The following is a 20,906-nucleotide window of genomic DNA, read 5'->3' as shown; positions in this document are numbered from 1 at the left end:
GTTCCGCAAACGTATCCGCAAACGGTTGAGATAGAAAATCGATTGCACTTTAGTCTTGTAAGTTGCGTTTTATAAACATATAAGCCTATTTTAGAATTATAAAACGATCTGTTCATTTTCATGCTACTATCTTAATATGGTATAGAAAGTGATGCAGTGTAAACCGAATATAACCAAGAGTATGAATATAAAAATATGGAATAAAGGACAGCTGGGAAGTGGACTAATGTTAGCCCTTTTGGTTTGGCCCGCTTTGATGAAGGGACAGACCAGATATTCTATTTCCAAGAAGAACCATACCATTGAAATTACTTCTGGTTCAGCTTCTTATGTGTTTAATGGAAACTTTAGCATTCTCTATTCAGAAAAAGACCCGGATATGGCTTTGCGTCCGGCAGGTATTGACGGTGTTTCCTATAATGTACCCACCTGGAAAACCTATCCAGGAAAGAAAGCTTACCTGAAACAAACCAAAACTGATGCTTCAGTAGCCGGAGATGGATTTGACGATAAGATATTACGGAGCGCACAAGGCGGGCGGACTACAAATATTGCCAACGGGGCAATGGAAATAAATATATCGCCTGCAAGCATTTCGCAAAACGGGAATACCGTGGTATTTAAGTATAAAAGCAATCCTTTATTTAACTTTAGTGCAAGGCTGGTACTTTTGGAAGGAAAGTACCCTTCTCTTGAATTTACTTTAGAGCCCCTGGCAAATGGATATTTCTCTGCAGGATATACTGGTGCCCCAACATTTAAGCCTGAGTCGCTTAAAGAAATATGGCAACCGTTTATCTGGCAGGAAATGCGGTTTCCGGACAAGCCTTATCTGACCACTGCACACATGAGCCCTGTGCCTGCTACTTTACTGAACGACGGAAAGAATACACTTGGGGTAATGGCGGCGCCAAAGTACCTGCCATTTGATCCTTTGCCGCTACTTACCAACAGCCAGTTTGGTATTGCCTTGCGCAATCAGGAAGGAAACGCGCAAAATGCGGTGTATGCACCAATTCTCGGCGGAATACATTCAAAAATGAAAGCCGGCACTGCGTTTGAGTTCCAGGTTTATCTTATTGTAGAGCCGATGACGATCAGCAGGACCTATGAACAGCTTGCACGTACATATTTTGGGTTTAAAGATTACCGCAAAAATGATATCGCCTCGTTAAACCAGGCCCTGGATAATATTACTGCTTATTCACTGAGTAAATACGCGCTTTTTGTAGATTCGCTAAAGGGCTGTGCTTATTCTACTGATGTACCCGGTGCGGTAAAAAATGTATCGAGCCTGAACCCGCTGGAGTTGTCCATCGTAATGGACAATAAAACAATGTTTGACAAACGGGCATACCCGCTGATCGAATACATGTTATCAAGGGAAAAATTTCTTTTCTCACTGGATTCGACACAAAAGATCCAAAGCCCTTCGCGAAAGCTTAAAGGACCAGTGGCGCCGATTTCTGAGCTGGTCTCGTTGTACAATGTATTCAATAAAGAAAACCCTCTGTTTAGAGAGATGGCGAAGAATGAGTATTTCCACGTGAGGGAACGCAATCTGGATGTGAAGGAAAGCGGAAACAGCTGGATGAACTCTATGCACCTGTATAAAGCTACGGGAGATAAAGCTTATCTGGAGAAAACTACAAAAGGTGCAGACGAATACCTGAAAACACGGGTAGAGCGTCCTCAAACAACATTCAGGGATAAAACAGCGGGCGGACTGTTCTTTTGGCCAACATTCACCAATAAGTGGATCGACCTGATGGAGCTGTATGAACTGACTGGCCATAAAAAATACCTGGATGCGGCTCAGGAAGGGGCTAGGCACTATGCTATGTTTACCTGGATGGCCCCGGCAATCCCGGACAGCATGATTACAGTGAACAAGGATGGAAAAGCGCCGATGTACTGGTATTTAAAATCCAAGGGGCATAAGCAAATGTATTATCCAGAAGAAAAGGCACCTGCATGGAGGTTATCGGAGGTGGGTCTTACACCGGAGTCTTCAGGAACAAGCACAGGGCACCGGGCTATTTTTATGGCCAACTATGCACCCTGGATGCTAAAGCTGGGTTATTACACTAATGATCCTTATTTAAAGGAAATAGCGAAAGCTGCAGTGATCGGCCGTTACCGTAATTTCCCGGGATACCATATCAACACCGAGCGGACTACAGCTTACGAAAAAATGGACTTTCCATTACATGACCATAAAGACCAGAGTGTAAATTCTTTTCATTATAACCATATTCTTCCCATGGCATCTATGCTGTTAGATTATCTGGTTACGGATGCCTTTGTACGTTCGGAAGGTAAGATAGATTTTCCGGCAGAATTTATAGAGGGCTATGCCTATCTGCAAAGTAATTTTTATGGCAGTAAGAAGGGGGTATTTTATGATGAAAAGGATATACAGCTGTGGATGCCCGGCAAATTGCTGAAGAGCAGTAACGTAGAACTGAATTACATTTCAGGCCGGAAAGGGAATACTGTCTTTATCGCATTTATGAACCAATCTGTCCAACCTGTGACCTCGTCAATTGAGCTTAACCAGGATCTGGTAAAGCTCAGCAATGGATCTGCAGTTTCTGTTTACCAGGGAGATAAATGGATGAAAGGACAAGCCATTGGAGCCGAAGGTTTTCCTGTTACTGTAGCTGCTAATGGCCTTACCGTGATAAAAATTGAACAGGCAGCACCAATAATACAAATTCAGGACAAATTGCTGGCCGCTGGGTCAACTGTGAAAAATGACCAGGTTGATATAGACTTAGGAAATGCCAGGGCTTTTTCTTTCCGTTTTGGAAACCTGTCAAAGGCTTATGTTTACCTGCAGGATGACGACTCTGTATTTTCTGAAGTGAGCATGAGCTATAGCTTAAAAGGAAGCAAAAAGAATACCATAACTGATAAGGACTATCCCTTTGAATTTACGGTAGACCTGCCCCAGGGAGATAATTCGGTTACGATTAAACTGGATGCGGTTAGAAAAGACGGCTCAAAGGTAAGTTCAACGGCTGTGAAACTGGGCAATTAAAAAATATTTGAATTTAAAAAGCAAATTTTGTGGTGTAGATATGATGAGATATACAATGATGTTGTTTTCTTTCCTGGTTTCGTTTAACTGCCTTTCCCAGGAGCAGCAATTGATTGCTGCGAGCCAGGCAGGAGCTTCAGCCGTCTTTTTTGACGTTGCGGCTCCTTCCGTACCGCTGGTACAGCCAGGTGCTTTTAAGGATGCCGGAGAGTGCGAGGTACGGGGAGGTCTTCCTTCATTTTTCGCAAAAGCAAGATCAGGGAAGCCCTTGAGGATTGCTTATTTGGGAGGAAGCATTACGCGCAGCAACCTGATGTACAGGCTGCAGTCTGCTAAATTTATTCACGGCATGTTTACGGCTGTCGAAATCAAAGGCATCAATGCGGGCATTTCCGGAACGGATGCAGATCTTGGCGCCTGCAGGCTGCAGGAACAGGTACTCCAATATCAACCGGATCTTTTGTTTATTGAATTTGCCGTGAATGGCGGATTCGTTAAAGGTGTAGAAGGAATCATCCGGCAGACTAAGAAATACAATAAAAACATCGATATCTGTCTGATCTATACCGTCACTTCCCGGCAATTAAAAGAATACGAACAAGGGCAGATTCCTTTAGGGATCCAAAAACTCGATAGTATTGCCCAACATTATTCCCTGCCTTCAATTCATATGGCAAAAGAAGCAGCCAGTTTATGGAAAGCCGGAAAGCTTATAGACACAGGCGATCCGGCCAAAGTGACCGGACAGCTTGTTTTTTCTCAGGACGGTGTACATCCGCTTCCCCCTGGAGGAGATCTGTATGCCGCTGCAATCGCTCGTTCCCTGTTGAAGATACAAACGGCAAAGCCGGTAAAAACGGAATCCTTACCGGCGCCATTGCATGCCGACAACTGGGAGGATGCCAGGATGCTGTCGCCACTGGAAATCGCGAAATTTTCTGAAGGTTGGAGAAAAGAAGATACTGATGCTGCAGGTTTTAAGAGCTACAAGGAGTGGTTTCCCTATCTGATGGTTGCTGACAAGCCGGGTGATGCGTTCAGTTTCACTTTTCGCGGGAGTATGTTCGGCTTTTTTGATATCGGAGGCCCGGAAGCAGGTCAGCTGGATATACTTGTGGATGGTAAATCGGTAAAGCTGACCAGGAAGGGGACCAATCTGTATAAAATTGTAGAGGGTAGCGGAGATCAACTCAACAGGTTTAATCCGTTTTGCAACAATCGCTACCGCGGACAGTTTATTTGTATTGAATTACCTGAGGGCCTGCATCAGGTCACTTTTAAGATTTCTGAAGAAATACCTGACAAGAGGAAGATACTGGGCCAGAATCAACTTGAAGACATCACCTTACATCCGGATAAGTATAACCGTTCTGTGATTTACCTTGGCAAGATTTTGATAAGGGGAGTTTATGCTGTTAAATGACGGAACTTAGTGGCTTGCTACTGTTATGAGATTACTTTCTGAAGGAAATATAGGAATATTTCCAAGGTCCACGGGGGGCTGATGCCTATGAAATAGTTTGCTTTTATAGATGAAAAAGCGTGGAGTATAAATAATAATAACGAAAAAGCAGAATAGAACATAAAGTATAAAACAATTGTTGTAAGTAATATGGCAAAACTCCAACACAGCATTTACGTACTCTTATTTTTTGTTTTATCCTTTGGCGGGTTGTATTTTGCAGGACCCTTTCTGATTCCTGTAACACTGGCAGCCGTCTTTTCGATGTTATTTATCAGACTTTGCAACTGGTTTGAACATAAGGGCATGAGCAGAGGCCTGGCTTCACTCCTTTGTATATTGAGTTTTGTATTGGCAATTGCTTTGATCGTGTTCCTGTTGTTCTGGCAACTGAACGGACTTGTTGAGAACATAGATGCAATGAAAACGCGCGCAGTTAGCCTGGTTTCCAATTTTCAGCAGTGGATTTATGAGAAGGTGGGTATAGACGCGCAGCAACAAAAGGAAATGGTAACGCAACAGGGGCAGGCAGGTGGTAGCGGGGCAGGAAATATGCTTGCTGGTTTCGCCGCCAAAATTATGGATATATTGGTAAATACAGTACTTGTGCTGGTATATATGTTTCTTTTCCTGCTTTATCGTTCGCACATCAAGAAGTTTATTTTGAAACTGGTACCGGGGGATGAAAAAAATAAAGCTGATGGCGTGGTGCATAAGGCAGGTAAAGTGGCACAGCAATATTTAAGTGGATTGGCAGCAATGATTGGGATACTTTGGGTGATGTATGGCATAGGCTTCAGCATTGTTGGTGTAGAAAGCGCCATTTTTTTTGCGGTTTTGTGTGGCATCCTGGAGATTATTCCTTTTGTAGGCAATTTAACCGGAACATTAGTTACGCTGCTTTCTGTGGTAGCACAAGGCGGAGATAGCAAAATGATCATTGGCGTATTGGTAACCTATGCTATGGTGCAATTTATACAGACCTATCTCCTGGAGCCCCTGATTGTTGGCGAGCAGGTGAATATTAACCCTTTGTTTACCATACTTGTTATCGTTTTGGGCGAAATGATATGGGGAATTGCAGGGATGGTATTGGCGATTCCGCTACTTGGCATTTTGAAGATTGTATGTGACCATGTGCCTGATCTGCAATCTTATGGTTTTTTGATAGGAACGGAGAAGCAAAGAAGTAGGAAAACGGGTGTTATTGATAAAATTAAAAGCATTTTTGACAGATAACGCTTCTCTTCTGCGGGCATAGTGAAATTATACTGAAAATCTGACATTTCAAACTGACAAAATCAGAAAAAGTGAAAATTTTTCAGTTTCAATATTGCTATTTTAACCAAAAAATGTACTGGCACAGCAGTTGTGTACCAGACTGGTTGTATAGATAAATCCGCGTAAGCTTTTTTAATAAGGGACTTCTTCTTTTCTAAAAGATTTGGGCGTGCACTGCATTTGCCTTTTGAAGAAGATATTGAAATTTGCCGGGTATTCAAAGCCAAGGCAATAGGCAATCTGGGCTACATTCCATTCTGTATGCCTGAGTAAAGCCGCTGCTTCGGTAGCAATTCTTTTCAAGACATGCTCTGATGTAGTTCGGCCGGTTACCTCTTTTACCGCGTGATTGAGGTGGTTTACGTGCACGGAAAGCTTGCTGGCAAAATCATGTGCAGTTCTTAGTTCCAATACGTGGTCTGTCGAGCCGATAGGGAACTGACGTTCCAGCAACTCCATAAATAAAGAAGTGAGCCGTACCGCTGCGTTGTTTTCTTTAAAATAGGTATCGGCAGGCTGGACTTTCAGAGCTTCATGAACAATCAGTTGGATGTAATTGCGCAGCAGCTCGTGTTTATGAACGTACGGGCCTTCATTTTCGTTCATCATTTTAACAAATAATTCTGTGAACAATTGCTCCTGCTGCTGCGAGATGGGCATAATAGGGCAATCCTGAAGCCGCCACAGCAGGGATTCCCGTAAACTCTCGTTCCGTTTGTGAACAAAGTTTTCGGTAAAAAGACAGAAATAACCGGCCTGTGTTTTCGAGGTGCCTTCCCAGGCATAGGGAATATTGGGATTGGTAAAGAGCAAAGCCCGCTCATTTACCAGGATCCGCTGACCGGAATAATGCAATATCCCGGAGCCAATGATCAATGAGATCTTGTAATAATCTCTTCGGTTGTAAGGCGATGGGTTGGCCGTGCAATGCATAGATCTTTTGAAAACACCGAAGTGGCCGGTATTGATTACACTCTCTAAACTGGGCACTATAACTTCGGGCCGCTGCACCTTTAATCTGTCATAAAAATCTTGTAGGCTCTCAATTTTGTTCACCTCATAAAGCTCCTGATTTTTGTTCAGCATTAGCATAAGTTCCTTGTAAAATTATGGTTGTACAAGCTGTCCTGTCCTTATCTCTTCGTTGGGCTTGGCCACCAGCAGGTCATCTGCCTTCAGGTTACCAAAAATCTCAATCTTATCTTCTGATTCCCTGCCTTTTTTTACAGGCACTTTTTCAATTTTATTGTTTTGGCTTTTTAGCACATAGATGCCTTCTGCGGTTTCGAGCAGGCTTCCTCTGGGAATGACAAATGTGCTTGCAGCCGCAGGAAGCGGAATGTGTACTTCAGCAATCATCCCGGGCAGCAATTTTTTGGACATATTGGGCACATCCATTTCTACTTTTTCAGAACGTAAACGCAGGTCAAGTGCGCCTGACATTCGTTTTACCTTTGCGATAAAAACCTGATCAGGAACGGATTTCACTGTAAAACTGACCTGATCACCTGTTTTTAAATAGCCGGTATACATTTCAGGGATGGAGACGGCCAGGCGAAGGTTTTTCTGTTCCTGAAGGGTGAGCAGTGGAAATTCTGAACCCTTACCCGAAGGGCCCACATAAGCGCCCAGGTTCACGTTTCTTGCCGTGATGATGCCGCTGAAAGGCGCCCGGATTTCCAGGTAATCCCTGATTGCTGCCACTTCCTTGCGAGCTGCTTTAGCAGCTTCAAATTGCGCAAGGTCGGAATTTCTGCGGGCCGTGGCCTGGTCCAGATCGTTTTTAGAAATGGTGCCCGGTGTTTTACTGGTTTCGTACAGGCGGTCGTAGTTGGCCTTGCTGGCAGTATAGAGAGCTTCCTGTGATTTTAACCTGGACTGTGCAGCCGCAAGCTGGGAGTTGGTTTCGGGTGCTTCCAGTGTCATGAGCAACTGACCTTTGACTACCTGGGAACCAATGTCCACTTTCAGTGTTTTGATAAAGCTGCTGATCTTGGCATAAAGGTCTACCTGCTGGTAGGCGCTTAATTCTCCAGGCAGCTGGAGCGTGGTGTTGAGTTTATCTTTTTTGAGTTTAAAAGTGGCAATGGCAACTGCCTGCTCCGTTTTGACGGCATTTTTTTCGGTGTTTGCCGAACAGCCGATGATGGTTGACAGCAAGGCAATGCCGCCTGCCAGGGTCAATGTATTCAGGAATGGGTTTGCTTTCATGTGTGGTTATTTTTTTAAGGCCTGTAAAAATTATTCTGCTAATCCTTTGATGTAATGTCTGCTTTCTTTATCCTCAGGATCCAGGGAGATGGACTGTGTAGTTTCTTTACCTTGTACCCAGGCAAAAACCAGGGGCAGGATCACCAGAACGGCAACCGTTGAGGCAATCAGTCCGCCGATCACTGCCCTGCCGAGCGGTGATACCTGATCGCCCCCTTCACCATGACCAATGGCCATCGGCAGCATGCCTGCAACCATAGCTACACTGGTCATGATGATGGGCCTGATCCTTAAGGCAGCAGCTTCTTTCGCCGCCGTCATGGCATTGCCGCTATGTTTGCGCAAATGTTCTGCATTGGTGATGAGCAATACCGCGTTGGCAATAGATACCCCTACAGACATTATGATACCCATATAGGACTGAAGGTTTAGTGTAGAACCAGTGATACAGAGCAGCAGCAAAGCACCAAGTATAACTGCAGGCACAGTAGTCAGGATCACCAATGGTACCTTGAATGACTGGAAATTGGCCGAAAGCATCAGGAAGATCACCACAATGGCCACCAGTAATCCGGATTGTAAACTGCTTAAGGTCTCTGAAAGTACATTGATCATGCCTACAGGTTTTACCACCAGTCCCCTGGGCAGCTTGCCGAGGTCACGGATTGCTTTAGCTACTTCCTTACTGGCGGAACCCAGGTCCATTTTGTTCAGGTTGGCGGTAACAGAAAGATAGGGCATAGCACCTACATTGTCGTTCTCTCCGTAAGTGGTATCTGTTGTAATGCTGGCCACATCGCTCAGCATCGGTCTGGTACTGTTTCTCAGCAAGGGAATTTCACCCATGTTATCTTTGCTGTTCATTTGGTTAAAGGGTACCTGCACCTGTACATTATAGGTAAGGCCTATTTTTTCATCCACCCAGACGTTCTTATCTGTATAGCGGGAGGAGGAAGTGGAGGCGATTAAAGACCTGGAGATATCACTCATATCGATGCCCAGCTGGGCAGCTTTAATCCTGTCGATATTGACGTTCAATGATGGATATCTAATGGCCTGGGCAATCTGCACATCACGCAGATAAGGTACCTGTTTGAGTTCTGCAAGGACTTTATTGGCGTACACTTCATTGATCTTTTTATTTTTACCGGCAATGCGCACTTCCACAGGTGTTGAAGAGCCCTGGCTCAGTACCTTGTCTGTCAGTTCTATCGGTTCGAAAGATAAACTGATGTCCGGTGCTATCTTTTTGATGTTCTCTCTAAGCTGGTCTTTAAATTCTTCCATGTCAGCATGGTAATCTTTCAGACCTACCTGGAAAACAGCTTCGTGAGGCCCTGCCATGAATAAATAGATCGGGTTTACGGAGAATGTTGCAGGGTGCTGGCCTATGTATACAGAACTGATGGCTAAATGTTCCGGGCCAACCATTCTTTTGATCTCCCTTAGAACCGCCTGTACTTTTGCTTCGGTACGTTCAAGACGCGTTCCGTCTGGTGCTTTCATCCGCAACTGAAACTGGCTGGAATTGACTTTAGGCAATACATCCCTGCCAATATTGGTTAACAGCAGTACAGCAGCTGCTATTACAATCAGCAGGTAAACCAGCACTATTGGCTTGCGGTGGGGCATGATCCGCTCCAGAAAGCGCATAAACCGGTTCCTGAATTTTTCAAAGGGTGAAATTTTTCCATTCTTACTGAAATCCCCCCGTTCTACAAGTAATTTTTTCTGGTTGAGCGTGTCTTTTTCCGATTCGAGGCTAAGTCCGGTTTCCCTGAAGATGGCTTCATCATCCGTCATCTGCCTGCTATGTGCCGGGACTTTTTTGGGATGGGCAACCATCAGCCAGTTGGCCATGATCGGTACAAAGGTTTGAGACAGGAAAAAAGAAACAATCATAGAGAAACCAATGGCCAGGGCCAGGGGAAGGAACAATGCCCCTGGAATCCCTGACATGGTAAATGCGGGCGCAAACACGGCAAGGATACACAAAAGGATCAGCAGTTTTGGGAATGCAATCTCCGTACAGGCATCCCAGATGGCGAGGGCCTTGGGCTTACCCATATCAAAATGCTGGTGTATATTTTCTATGGTCACGGTTGATTCGTCTACAAGGATACCGATGGCCAGGGCCAGACCGCTTAGTGACATGATGTTGATGGTCTGATCAAATAGCTTCAGGAACAACACCCCGGCAATGATTGAAGTTGGTATAGTTAGAATTACAATCAGCGCTGCTCTTTTATCTCCTAAAAACAACAGTACCATTAATCCGGTAAGGATTGCCCCGATGGCGCCCTCGCTGATCAGACTTTTAACAGCATTGATCACATATATCGACTGGTCAAACTCGTAGGACAGTTTCACATCTTCGGGCAGGGTACTCTGGATCTGGGGCAGGTTCTTTTTTAAGTTGCTGACCACATCCCATGTGGAGGCGTCACCTGATTTGGCAATGCTGAGGTACACCGAACGTTTACCGTTAATGAGGGCATAGCCAGCAGTGGCATCGGCACCGTCTTTAACCGTGGCTACATCGCGCAGGTAAAGATTTTGTACGCTACCCTTAAACAGGGGGATGTTTTCAAAATCCCTGACATTCCTTATCGTGTAGTTGGTTGGGGTAAGGTAATTTTTATCGCCTATGCGGACGTTGCCTGGAGGGGCAGTTTGATTATTAACTTTAATGGCCTCTACAACCTGGTCTACCGTTAAATTATGTGAACGCATCAGTACCGGATCCACATTGATCTCAATTGTCCGCGGGCTTCCGCCAAATGGGGCCGGTGCCAATAAGCCCGGAATAGCCGTAAATGAAGAGCGGATGTAGGTGTTGGCAATGTCCTGCAATTCGTTGTTTGTCCTGATAGGACTGCTCAGCACCAACTGGCCTACAGGAAGGGAAGAGGCATCGAAACGGATAATGAATGGCGGCTGGGAACCCGGCGGGAAAATGGCCTGGGCACGGTTAGATAAGGCACTAAGCTCTGAAGCCGCCTGGGCCATATTTGTACCTTCATAATAGGTTAGCTTCATCAACATTAAGCCCTGTATATTTTTGGTCTCAATGGTTTTGATCCCATTGGCAAATAGCAGAATGTTGACATATTGCTTGCCAAAATAAGCTTCCATCTGGTTGGGGGTATAACCACCAAAGGGATGGGCAATATAAATTACCGGCAGGTTCATTTTTGGCAAAATATCTACCTTAATACTGGTGATTGCACCAATGCCAAAGAAGAACAGTCCGGCAACCAGGACAAGGATAGAGATAGGTTTTCTAAGCGCGAAGCGGATCAGGTTCATGGATAGGCTAATTAAAATTCATTGATGAAAAGGTCGAAATTTCCAAGTGCGGCAGATTTTAACAGCAGGGCTTGCCATACATTGTTGTAAGCAATATCCCTGTCAGTCTCGGCGCGGTTAAGCGTGTACAAAGCCTGGGTAAGGTCTACGATGGTAGTGAGCCCATTCTTGTATAAAGTACTTTTTTGCCAATAGGCTTCTGAAGCTGCCTTGACCTGTACCGGTGCTTCGTTATAATTATCAAGAGCATTTTTAAGTTTTGCATTGGCAAGTGCCAGTTGGGCCTGAAGCTGCTGACCGGTAAGGTCGTATTCGTTTTGCAGGCCTCTGGTTACAAACTGCTGTGCCCGTACCTGTGGTTGGCTGCGCAGGATACTGGTCAGGTTCCAGACCATACCAACTCCTGCAAGGTAATTGCTCCTGGTGGGGTTTATCCCATCTGTATAGCTACGGGTAAAGGCAGTTTGATCTTGCGCATAGCCGGGGCCAAACCCCGATCCCCGTCCCTGTATCACGCCGAAAAGAGAAAAGCTGGGGTAGTAGGATTTCCGGAAAAGTTTTAGCTGTTCGTTGCCAACATCCACCCTTGCTTTGTAGAATTGCAGAAGCGGATGACTGTGCTCATTGATTAAGCTATCCGGATAGATTTGCGTAGGTATCCTGGTGATGGAGGCGGTGTCCAGTGTGGTATTGATGCTGGTGACCCCCATCAGTATGCCTAAACGGTTCGCTTGTTCCTGTTCCAGATCTATAGCCCTGGTCAGTGCAATTTTTGCGCTGGAAACTTCGGCACCGGCCAGTGAGGAATCCACCCCGGCAATGAGGCCGTTGCGTGCCCTGATGACTGCCGTGTTTTTAAAAGTAAGTGCCCGTTGCAGGTTGTTTTTCTGGGACCTGGTTAATCTTTGAGCGGCCAGGAGGTTCAGGTAAGCTGCCGATACTTTAATCTCGTGCTGAAACTTTTCCTGTTCCAGATCGCTTTGATCCCTTTTCAGGATGCTGCCTGCTACATTGATTTTTTCCCTGATCCTGCCGAAGGTGAAAAAATCCCAGTTCATGTTGGCAAGGTACAAGCCTCCAAATGCGGCATTCCAGTTTTGTTTTTCAAAGGCCGGCCCGCTGGAGGCAGCCCCCAGGCCTCCCAACCCGTAAGAGGGGCCGTTTTGTCCATTAATGGTTCCGTAATCCTGCTGGGCGGATAAACTCAGGTTGGGCAGGTATTCTGTTTTTGCCTGCTGCAGCGTTGCTATTGCAGCATAGGCATAGTTGAGCTTGGCTTTAATAGTGCCATAATTATTAAGCGCAGTATCTACCGCCGCCTTTAGACTCAGTGCTTGCGCACTTGCTGTCCCGGGCCTGGTAATCATAAAACTGAAGAAACAGGTAAAGTAGAGAAGGGTTTTAAACATAGTGTAGTTGTTACACTACAAATTTATTTCTCTGCATGAAGCACAAAGTATGCGCGTCAAATCATTTATTATGAAATTCAAACAATTGTTTGAATTTTATTTTAATGACTTAGCCATTACATTACAATCATAAGCGCAATTGCTATAGAAAAGACAAGGAACTTTGCGGCCCTTGTAAATGTTAGGCATGATCACGGGTAGTTTCACGCATATTATTAAAAAGGTGCTCTTCCAGCGTCTGGTGATGATTTTGTTGGGCGGAATTGAGTTTTTCATTCCGCAGTTTTCTGGATTCACGTCCGGATATTTTGACAAATAACACCGTGATTACAGCACCTGCTGCAAGTCCGGCGAGTAGTGCAAAAGCCGTTAGGCTATTGTCTTGTTGTGTCCGGATAGCATTTTTAAGGTTTTTTTTTTATAATTCACAAGAGTGGGTTTAAATACGCTGCGGTGGGCTGCTTTTTTTAATGCGGTAGGTTCTTTGGGTAGAGCTGGCGTATTCTGTAATTCACTAGTATTTGTTATGAATTTAGAAAATTGCTGATGAGTTCCAACACCTCTTCAAAGTTTGTCTCGAGTACCATGTGGGAACCATCAATGATATGGATTTGGGCATTAGGTAAATCCCTCTTGTAACAATGGGCCTCTTTCACATCATAATATGGATCATGCTTTCCCCATACAACAAGGGCTGGAGGCTGGTGTGTGCGGAAATATTCCTGAAAGACAGGGAACAGCTCAATATTGCTTTTATAGGTGCAGTTCAACTCAAACTGTACGTCGAGATTACCGGGCCTGCTCATCCGCTCCCAGTCCAATATCCAGGTTTCAGGGCTGACGCGGGGAAGGTGCTCTTCAGGTAATCCGGCATAATACTGATCTTTTGTGCCTTCTTTACTTAAAAAAGCATACACCTCTTTCTTCTTTTCTTCGGTAGGATTGTCCCAGTACGACCTAATTTCATCCCAGATAGGTTCGATACCTTCAAGATAGGCATTGCCGTTTTGGACAATGATCCTTTCTATTTTTTCTGGATTACTTACGCAGATGCGAAGCCCGATTGGGCATCCATAATCATGAAGATAGATAGTAAAACGGTTCAACTCTATTGTATCGGTAAATTTATTCATATAAGCAGATACATTCTTAAAGGAATATTCAAACAGGTCTTTGTCTGGAAAAGCACTAAAACCAAATCCGGGGTAATCTGGGGCGACGAGATAAAACCTGTCGGCCAGGACTGTCATCAGATTTTTAAACATGACCGATGAAGTCGGAAACCCATGTAAAAGTAACAAGGCTGGGTTCTTCCTGTCACCAGCTTCCCGATAGAAAATATCAATGCCGTCAACTTTAATTGATTTGTTTGTTATTTGTCTTGTCATATTTGTTGTAATTGATTGATCAAAAAATAGACTTTCAATTATTAAAACGATTTTTTGTTTGATTTGTTCGCAATCAAATTTTACGGTCTCAGCCAGATTTTGACTGGGCATATGACCCGTTGAATTTTATATCAGTACTTTCTCGTATGCCCTGCGGGATGCACCTTGATACAAAACTTCACCACAGTAGGTATACCCAAGTTTATTTAATATTTTAAGCATTGGCTCATTGTCAAAATTTGTATCTATTTTGATGCTGTATATTTTATTGTCAGCAGCCAGCTGCTCAATAAGGGTAAGTAGTCTTGTTGCAACCCCCTTTCCCTTCGCTGAGGCAGAAACGGCAATACGATGTATATTCACGTAATCGCCATCATTGGTAAGCCATTTTCCTTCGATCACTTCGTAGGCAGGCTCTATGTCAAAAATGATGGCTGCATAGGCAACAACAACTTCGTCAATTAAAAAGATATATCCATATCCCTTTTCAATATCATTGATGATTGTGTTTTCGTTTGGATATCCATTTTGCCATTGTGCACTTCCTTCTTGTCGTCTTTGTTCAATTGCCTGCTGGATAATTTCCCAAATAACCGGCAATTGGTTAATATGTGCCTTACGTAAAATCATGGTTTTGTTGTGTATCATATTATTACTTCAGGCCATCAGCCTGATTGCAAATTTACTATAATTTGCTATTTGCAGGGTTATGTGGATTGATTTTAGGGAATGCCAATCGTCTTTGATCAATTGCAGGGTGGGGGAAATGAAGGAGGGACTGTAACTTTATTCCTTCTGTTGACTCTAATCTTAAATTAGAAAAATTATATTCAGTATGGGATTATTTTCAGCTTTAATGGGCAATGCAGGTGCGGTAAGTCAGGATGACCTGAGGAAGAACTACGGGACACTGCTTATAGATAATGAAGAGATTGAACTTGGTTTTAAATTGATCCGGGATACTTTCATCTTTACCAATAAGCGGCTCATCATTGTTGATGTTCAGGGATTGACGGGCAGCAAGACTGAGTATGTTTCTATTGCTTATAAAGCCATTTCCAGGTTTAGTGTGGAAACTGCCGGTACTTTTGACCTTGATGCGGAATTAAAGATCTGGGTGTCAAGTGAAACTACTCCAAGCATCAGGAAGAAGTTCAATAAATCGGTAAATGTGTTTGAGGTACAGAAAGTACTTGCACATCATGTGCTGGGATAGTACCCATTTTATAACTTGGATTTCTCTGATGGTTAGACCGGAAGCTTTAGCATGTCTGCTATTGTCACAAATTGCTTGATCTGGAAGAGGACATTTTTACATCCCTGATCAATAAACCATTGTGGTCCTGTAGGTTTCCTGGTATTCCCAGGCGTAAATAATTAAGGCCAAAATATGGGTTGCGCTCAAATGGTTTTTCGCTTATAAGACGATTGCCTGCATATAGCCTGGATTTTCTTTTTAGCATATCCCATGTCAGTTTAATTTTAAATGGTTTATTTATAGATGGCATGTCTTGTGGTTTTAAGGTATGATAAAGTACCGCGCTTTTGGATGCCAATGAATCGTAAGAAACCGAAAAATTGTCGGTTAACGCCAGTATAATTCCCTTATTTCCGGGTTTACTGATAACATCGATAAGCAGCTTACCTTTTGCGGTTATTGGGAAATTCCAGATGGCATCCTGAGTTCCATTAGTTTTGCGGATCAGCAATCCTTTTTGGCTTAAAGAAAATACAGATCCCATATTTGTCAAACTATCGTTGTTAAAAAACGTCCATTTGGCTAAACCCTCAGAAAAATTATCAGTTTGAGTGCTTTGCTCAAGCCAGTTTGGATCAAACTTAACAATAGCTCTTTCTTCTGCCTGGCCCGAAACAAATACAATTTTTCCATCTGCAGATTGTGTAGCAGATGGATAGGCCGTTCCCCTGTCACCTTTTTCTATCTGTTTTGTAGATGGGCTGGTAAGTACTTCTCTAAATCCTTTCCATGTTTTTCCTTCATCAGATGAGATAGCAGCATGTAGCGTTTCTCTGCCTCCAAGTGCATATGTTCTTTTATTGTCCCATCGCTGGTCACTGTTCAAAAATAGAACAATCCGGTTGTCTGCAAGTCGCAAGGTGGCCGCCGGGGAGTCTGACGAGACCAGCTTTGTAGCTTCCGGTTGTTGCCAGTTTATACCTGAATCATTAGAAAAAGACTGATAGAAAACCCCTTTGTTGGTACGGATCAGCATCCATATTTTACCGTCAGATAGTTCTATAATATTCGGTTCAACACCGCCGTACCGGGTGGTTTGCGATGATTCTATGGGTATCCTTAAGTCATTTTTAGAAGATTGCCAGCTTTTCCCCATATCGTCAGAATAAAGGGCACTAATGTCATGCAAGCCATAATCAGTACTATTGTTACTGGGTTTCTGGCTCCTTTCAGGTATTGCCTTAGCAAAAACCAATAAGAGTCTTTTGTTCTTTAACTGAATGAAACCCCTGATAGACCCCACATAACCATGGTAAATTTCCGTTGGTTCAGACCATTCTTTGCCGTTGTTCCGGGTATGGCAATACCACAAATTGAGATGCCTGCCCCGATAACCATTGTTACCTTCGCCGAAGATGTGGAAGACACAATGCAGGTTGCCTTCAGCATCTTTAATGATGGCATTGGCATAATAAGCCTGTCCTGGCAGGTCAAATTCTTTTCGTGCTGCAGTCCAGGATAATCCATTGTCTGTAGAAGACACCGACATGAGTTTATTAGCATCTCCTGGTCTGTTTACAAAAAAAACCTTAATCTCGTTTTGCGAAGTACGTAATATGGTTGCTTCATTGCCAGGTCCCTTAGCCACAATAACGGGCTGATGAACACTACCTGCTTTTTTAGGCACTTTTCTTACCCGCATTCCAAATGAGTTTTCTTGCGGGAGTGAATCTTTTAATACAGCTATTCCAATATCATAATTTATGTCACTTGAGAATGATATTAATCCAATGGATAATAGAAAGACAGATAGTTTCATAAATTAAATTATTATTCAGTTTCTATTTGCTACAAAGTCCTTTTCATTTAGCCTAACTCTAAGTTCACCAAACATGGTTGTAATCCACAACTCACCAGGACTTCGTTCTAAAAGGTAAGGATAGGATATTTGGGCCCCTTTTTTTGTAGTTTTTGCAAAAACAATAGGTTGCGTCCAGGTTTTTCCGTCATCCTCAGAAAACTTGATGGTCAATTCCTCCCGATGGTTACTTACAGGTACTTCAGACCATTGGTTATCACCACCTCTTAGAGGATATTCGGTTTTACCCTGAGGATAATATCTGTTCCATATGAGTACAAGCCTGCCACTCTTTAATCGCTTTAACATACCTGGAGCAGAACTGGCATCAAAATCCGTTGCTTTATAAGAGCCCCAATTCATACCGTTGTCATTGGAATAGGTTTCCCAGAACTTTCCCCAATTGGTACGCAGTAACATCCAAAGGCGCCCATCACGGAGCTGTTCCAATGTGGATTCTGTTACTCCGCCATGGTTCCCTACGCCACCAAGGTCTATGATATTGCTCCTTTGCCAGGTTTTGCCATCATCACCGCTGGTATAAGTTACCACAGCGTGTCTGCCGGGATTGTGGCGCATCATCATAGAAGTGAAAATAACTTTGCCATCGTTGGTTTCTATAATATCCCGTATGGCTCCGGTCCAATCGTCATGAAGTTTCTGAAGGTTAGTCCAGGTTTTACCTCCATCCAGACTTCTTACTGCGTAGGTTGGCAAGATTGCACCCGGAGAGTCTCTGATATCTTTCCGCCAGTTCCAGTTTGCCTTTTCTTTGTCATTTGCGAAAGCGAGTATGATGGAACCACTTTTGGTATATACCAGCGCTCTTTCAATCCGGATGGCAAATTTATCCGGTTCATTAAAAATAGGGTACGATTTCCATGTTTTTCCATTGTCTTTACTAATGAAACTGGATATGCTGTCTACAGTAAGCAGGCTACCATCGGGTAAATTTATAAAAGGGCCCATCTTTAAGCCACTTATTTCTTTCACATTTTTGGCAATCCATACTCCATTTGTGGTCAGCTTTCCGCCCTTTGTGTTGACGGTATCTGCAAATACGAAGTTGAGGGCAGCATTACTTTTTAGGGGCTTTAAACCGTAAGATGCAATGATCAGAACGGATGCCAGGATAAGTTTTGTTTTCATACCATGTTATTTTTGTTGATTAATGATTTTTATCAATGTGTCAGACATTATTTTCTGCCCGGCATCATTGGGGTGCATGCCATCAAGCAGCAAGGCGTCTACGCCGTTAGATTGATGGTTTGTATTTTTATAAAACAAGGCCCATACGTCCACCAGCGGTATTTCTTGTTGCTTAGCCAGGCGTTTGGTTACCCTCATGTATTTTTTTATCCTTTTGTGGCGCCAGCTTTCATATTTTTTTCCAATTGGGTTGGGTGTCATCAGGATGGACCTGATCTTACTTTTCCTTGCCTGGGCAATAAAATAGGACAAGTTATTGCAGTACTGTTCTATAGATAGTCTGGAAGGACTTTGTTTACCATTATCCTGCCAGGCATCGTTGATCCCAAAACTGATGACCAACCAGTTGGGTACGTTGGCTAATACATCTTTTTCAAATCTATCCATTCCATGAGCTACCTTGTGGAGGTTATTGTCTTTTACGGAACCCGAATGGCTGCCAGGTACACCAGCATTGATTACGCGTGCTGTTATACCCAAATGAGATAAAGTATCCTGAAGTCTGACTGCGTACACTTTGCTGACGGCCTTTCTGGGCGCAGTGGTAGAATTGCCGAAAGCTACAATTTTCAAGGTGTCTTGTGCCTGAGCCTTAGTCCACACAGTAGCTATCAGTAATAATGAGATACTGAAAAGGACTTTTTTTACAAAATGGGATTCAATTCTTACCATCGCTTTGACATTATGGGTTAGCTTAAAAAAGGTGCGGTTACATAGGGATTGGTTATTATATTTTCATCAGCAAGTCGTTTCTTAATATTGTAAACCCAGTTGCGCTGGGGGCTTGGTGACAATAGTTCAAGTAATTGGGTTGTGAAATTATTTTGGTGTTTCATCGCATTTATCCTGTTGCCGGTGGAGCCTGCTGTGTAGAGCTGCTTTAGTAACCTGATAAACGCGACACCTCCGCCAGAAACAATGCCATCAGCACCAAATAGCAGGCTGGAATCGAATACAGATTCATCTCCCTGCATAATGGTCCCTGGTCTTTGGCTTTTGTCAGGATAGTTTCTCAACAACTGGATGAAATTTGAATAGTTACAACTGGAATCTTTAATACCCACCACATTTTTCATGTTCAGGATCTTCTCCAGCAGGTCTGTGCTGACAGGGTTGCCGGTAAATATTGGTGCGTTGTAAAAGATCAAGGGCTTTTCAACAGCGTCGTTAACTCTTTCCATGTGTGATAACAAACTTTCCGGATCTGGATATTTATAATAGAAGGGACTGGTACATACAATGTAGTCTGCGCCACTGCGGTCAATTTCAATGGCTTGCTGAATGGTTTTTCTGGTAGAAACTGCAGAAGCAGTTGCTAAAATGGGGATTCTGCCGCTAACTTGTTCCACTGTGGTATCGATTAAAATCCTTCTTTCCTTATCTAATAAGGCGGCACCTTCCCCCATGGTACCAAGGATCATAATCCCGTTTGCGCCTTCACCTACGCAATATTCCAACAGATTTTTTAAGGAGCTGACATCAATATCTTCTTCTTTTGTGAGCGGGGTAGGAATGGCTATAATTACACCTTCAAGTTTTTCTGATCTCATTTGGTTATGTTGATTATATAATATATGTCGTACAAGTTTGTTTAGCCAGTAATAAATTTCTCTTGTCAGCTTAATTGTTTTTTGAATAAACTTCAATATCAATGTAAATATATAAACTTTAATAAGTAATACATATTTAATTATTAAAATTTATAATTCAATATTATTGTGTACAACAAGATTTACTATGGCATAAAAAAAGGCAGCTAACTTTACTTAGCTGCCTTTTTAAGGTGAGGAGGTAATGTTATACCTTTTCGAAATAATTGTACAGGTGTTTTCGCATTTTGTTTCTAAATTCTTCTGGCGTGCCGTTCTTTAAAACATTTAACAAAACCCTGTGTGATGCATATTCAGCATCCTGAACCTGACTTTTTATGTGTAATCCATTATCTACATATTCAAAAATCGGCAGCAGCATTTTTTGGAAACGCTGGATGGTCTCGTTCTGAGATATTTCATATAACATGGAATGGAATTCTACGTCATATTTCAACCTTTCGATTTTATTGTCTGTTTGTTCTTCTTTAGCCACAATCTCTTCCAGTTTAATCAAGCTTGATTCAGTTTTTCTAAAGAAAAGTATGTCTGCAAGTCCCATTTCAATAACTAATCTCATTTCAAAGATTTCCTTCATGGTTTCACCATCTAGCAATTTAGGGTCCATTACCCTCTGCATGTTGGTCAAAATATCCGGACGCGTAATGATCATGCCCCTGTTTTTACGGGACTCAATTATGCCCAGAATTTTAAACCTGGATAAGGCTTCTCTGATAGCGGTACGGCTAACCCGCATCGCCAGTGCAAGTTCTGTTTCTTTAGGGATGGCATCACCTGGCGAGAAATTTCCATTTTTAAAATACTCCTGTAGATTGATCTCAATCTTATCAACTTGTGTCAGGTTCTCAACGGGTCTTAATTTTGGAGCTACTATCTTTTTCACTTTTCAATTTTTGTCCAAATGTAGTCATTCCTTATGAAAATTAAT

General features: G+C 43.1%; 15 protein-coding genes. 4 read left to right on the top strand and 11 right to left on the bottom strand.

Features of this window, described 5'->3' with window-relative positions:
• The first annotated feature begins 181 nt into the window (after positions 1-181).
• The 3 genes from R2Q85_RS06475 to R2Q85_RS06465 all read left to right on the top strand — a co-directional run bounded on the left by R2Q85_RS06475 (position 182) and on the right by R2Q85_RS06465 (position 5,744).
• Positions 182-3,043: a hypothetical protein gene (locus R2Q85_RS06475; RefSeq protein WP_316810936.1), complete on the top strand. Its 2,862-nt coding sequence runs from the start codon at positions 182-184 to the stop codon at positions 3,041-3,043.
• 40 nt (positions 3,044-3,083) lie between these two features.
• Positions 3,084-4,466: an SGNH/GDSL hydrolase family protein gene (locus R2Q85_RS06470; RefSeq protein WP_316810935.1), complete on the top strand. Its 1,383-nt coding sequence runs from the start codon at positions 3,084-3,086 to the stop codon at positions 4,464-4,466.
• Between the two features lie 189 nt (positions 4,467-4,655).
• Positions 4,656-5,744: an AI-2E family transporter gene (locus R2Q85_RS06465; RefSeq protein WP_316810934.1), complete on the top strand. Its 1,089-nt coding sequence runs from the start codon at positions 4,656-4,658 to the stop codon at positions 5,742-5,744.
• Between the two features lie 174 nt (positions 5,745-5,918).
• Here R2Q85_RS06465 and R2Q85_RS06460 read toward each other — a convergent pair whose 3' ends face one another.
• The 6 genes from R2Q85_RS06460 to R2Q85_RS06435 all read right to left on the bottom strand — a co-directional run bounded on the left by R2Q85_RS06460 (position 5,919) and on the right by R2Q85_RS06435 (position 14,751).
• Entirely contained in the window at positions 5,919-6,872 is a 954-nt protein-coding gene (locus R2Q85_RS06460; RefSeq protein WP_316810933.1) for a helix-turn-helix transcriptional regulator, read from the bottom strand.
• Positions 6,873-6,893: 21 nt separating this feature from the next.
• Positions 6,894-7,997, bottom strand: coding sequence for an efflux RND transporter periplasmic adaptor subunit (locus R2Q85_RS06455; protein WP_316810932.1), 1,104 nt, complete (start codon positions 7,995-7,997; stop codon positions 6,894-6,896).
• Positions 7,998-8,027: 30 nt separating this feature from the next.
• Entirely contained in the window at positions 8,028-11,306 is a 3,279-nt protein-coding gene (locus tag R2Q85_RS06450; RefSeq protein WP_316810931.1) for an efflux RND transporter permease subunit, read from the bottom strand.
• 11 nt (positions 11,307-11,317) lie between these two features.
• On the bottom strand, positions 11,318-12,715 hold the full coding sequence (locus tag R2Q85_RS06445; RefSeq protein ID WP_316810930.1) for a TolC family protein: 1,398 nt from the start codon (positions 12,713-12,715) through the stop codon (positions 11,318-11,320).
• A gap of 524 nt (positions 12,716-13,239) precedes the next feature.
• On the bottom strand, positions 13,240-14,103 hold the full coding sequence (locus R2Q85_RS06440; RefSeq protein ID WP_316810929.1) for an alpha/beta hydrolase: 864 nt from the start codon (positions 14,101-14,103) through the stop codon (positions 13,240-13,242).
• A gap of 126 nt (positions 14,104-14,229) precedes the next feature.
• Complete coding sequence (locus R2Q85_RS06435; protein ID WP_316810928.1) at positions 14,230-14,751, bottom strand: GNAT family N-acetyltransferase; 522 nt, start codon at positions 14,749-14,751, stop codon at positions 14,230-14,232.
• Between the two features lie 187 nt (positions 14,752-14,938).
• Here R2Q85_RS06435 and R2Q85_RS06430 point away from each other — a divergent pair, with 187 nt between their 5' ends.
• Positions 14,939-15,319 (top strand): PH domain-containing protein, encoded by a 381-nt coding sequence (locus R2Q85_RS06430; protein WP_316810927.1) that lies wholly within the window; start codon positions 14,939-14,941, stop codon positions 15,317-15,319.
• A gap of 64 nt (positions 15,320-15,383) precedes the next feature.
• On the opposite strand, the gene R2Q85_RS06425 is transcribed toward R2Q85_RS06430, so the two are convergent.
• The 5 genes from R2Q85_RS06425 to R2Q85_RS06405 form a co-directional block, all read right to left on the bottom strand.
• The gene (locus R2Q85_RS06425; protein ID WP_316810926.1) at positions 15,384-17,003 is read right to left on the bottom strand and encodes a sialidase family protein; all 1,620 of its coding nucleotides are present in this window, start codon (positions 17,001-17,003) and stop codon (positions 15,384-15,386) included.
• Positions 17,004-17,135: 132 nt separating this feature from the next.
• The gene (locus R2Q85_RS06420; RefSeq protein WP_316810925.1) at positions 17,136-18,308 is read right to left on the bottom strand and encodes a sialidase family protein; all 1,173 of its coding nucleotides are present in this window, start codon (positions 18,306-18,308) and stop codon (positions 17,136-17,138) included.
• Between the two features lie 6 nt (positions 18,309-18,314).
• Positions 18,315-19,040, bottom strand: a complete 726-nt coding sequence (locus tag R2Q85_RS06415; protein ID WP_316810924.1) for an SGNH/GDSL hydrolase family protein — start codon at positions 19,038-19,040, stop codon at positions 18,315-18,317.
• Positions 19,041-19,057: 17 nt separating this feature from the next.
• Positions 19,058-19,918 (bottom strand): dihydrodipicolinate synthase family protein, encoded by an 861-nt coding sequence (locus R2Q85_RS06410; protein WP_316810923.1) that lies wholly within the window; start codon positions 19,916-19,918, stop codon positions 19,058-19,060.
• Between the two features lie 247 nt (positions 19,919-20,165).
• Positions 20,166-20,861, bottom strand: a complete 696-nt coding sequence (locus R2Q85_RS06405; protein WP_316810922.1) for a FadR/GntR family transcriptional regulator — start codon at positions 20,859-20,861, stop codon at positions 20,166-20,168.
• Positions 20,862-20,906 lie beyond the last annotated feature (45 nt).

The organism is Pedobacter heparinus (assembly GCF_032678725.1).
GTDB lineage: Bacteria > Bacteroidota > Bacteroidia > Sphingobacteriales > Sphingobacteriaceae > Pedobacter > Pedobacter heparinus_A.
The sequence above is the reverse complement of the archived record's forward strand: the minus strand, read 5'-3'. Positions and strand labels throughout refer to the sequence as shown.

Excerpts from the sequence above, each read along its gene's own strand:
- R2Q85_RS06420 (WP_316810925.1), bottom strand. The coding sequence starts at position 18,308 with ATGAAAACAAAACTTATCCTGGCATCCGTTCTGATCATTGCATCTTAC.
- R2Q85_RS06455 (WP_316810932.1), bottom strand. The coding sequence starts at position 7,997 with ATGAAAGCAAACCCATTCCTGAATACATTGACCCTGGCAGGCGGCATT.
- R2Q85_RS06440 (WP_316810929.1), bottom strand. The coding sequence starts at position 14,103 with ATGACAAGACAAATAACAAACAAATCAATTAAAGTTGACGGCATTGAT.
- R2Q85_RS06460 (WP_316810933.1), bottom strand. The coding sequence starts at position 6,872 with ATGCTGAACAAAAATCAGGAGCTTTATGAGGTGAACAAAATTGAGAGC.
- R2Q85_RS06470 (WP_316810935.1), top strand. The coding sequence starts at position 3,084 with ATGATGAGATATACAATGATGTTGTTTTCTTTCCTGGTTTCGTTTAAC.
- R2Q85_RS06435 (WP_316810928.1), bottom strand. The coding sequence starts at position 14,751 with ATGATACACAACAAAACCATGATTTTACGTAAGGCACATATTAACCAA.
- R2Q85_RS06415 (WP_316810924.1), bottom strand. The coding sequence starts at position 19,040 with ATGGTAAGAATTGAATCCCATTTTGTAAAAAAAGTCCTTTTCAGTATC.
- R2Q85_RS06475 (WP_316810936.1), top strand. The coding sequence starts at position 182 with ATGAATATAAAAATATGGAATAAAGGACAGCTGGGAAGTGGACTAATG.
- R2Q85_RS06430 (WP_316810927.1), top strand. The coding sequence starts at position 14,939 with ATGGGATTATTTTCAGCTTTAATGGGCAATGCAGGTGCGGTAAGTCAG.
- R2Q85_RS06465 (WP_316810934.1), top strand. The coding sequence starts at position 4,656 with ATGGCAAAACTCCAACACAGCATTTACGTACTCTTATTTTTTGTTTTA.
- R2Q85_RS06410 (WP_316810923.1), bottom strand. The coding sequence starts at position 19,918 with ATGAGATCAGAAAAACTTGAAGGTGTAATTATAGCCATTCCTACCCCG.
- R2Q85_RS06450 (WP_316810931.1), bottom strand. The coding sequence starts at position 11,306 with ATGAACCTGATCCGCTTCGCGCTTAGAAAACCTATCTCTATCCTTGTC.
- R2Q85_RS06445 (WP_316810930.1), bottom strand. The coding sequence starts at position 12,715 with ATGTTTAAAACCCTTCTCTACTTTACCTGTTTCTTCAGTTTTATGATT.
- R2Q85_RS06425 (WP_316810926.1), bottom strand. The coding sequence starts at position 17,003 with ATGCGGGTAAGAAAAGTGCCTAAAAAAGCAGGTAGTGTTCATCAGCCC.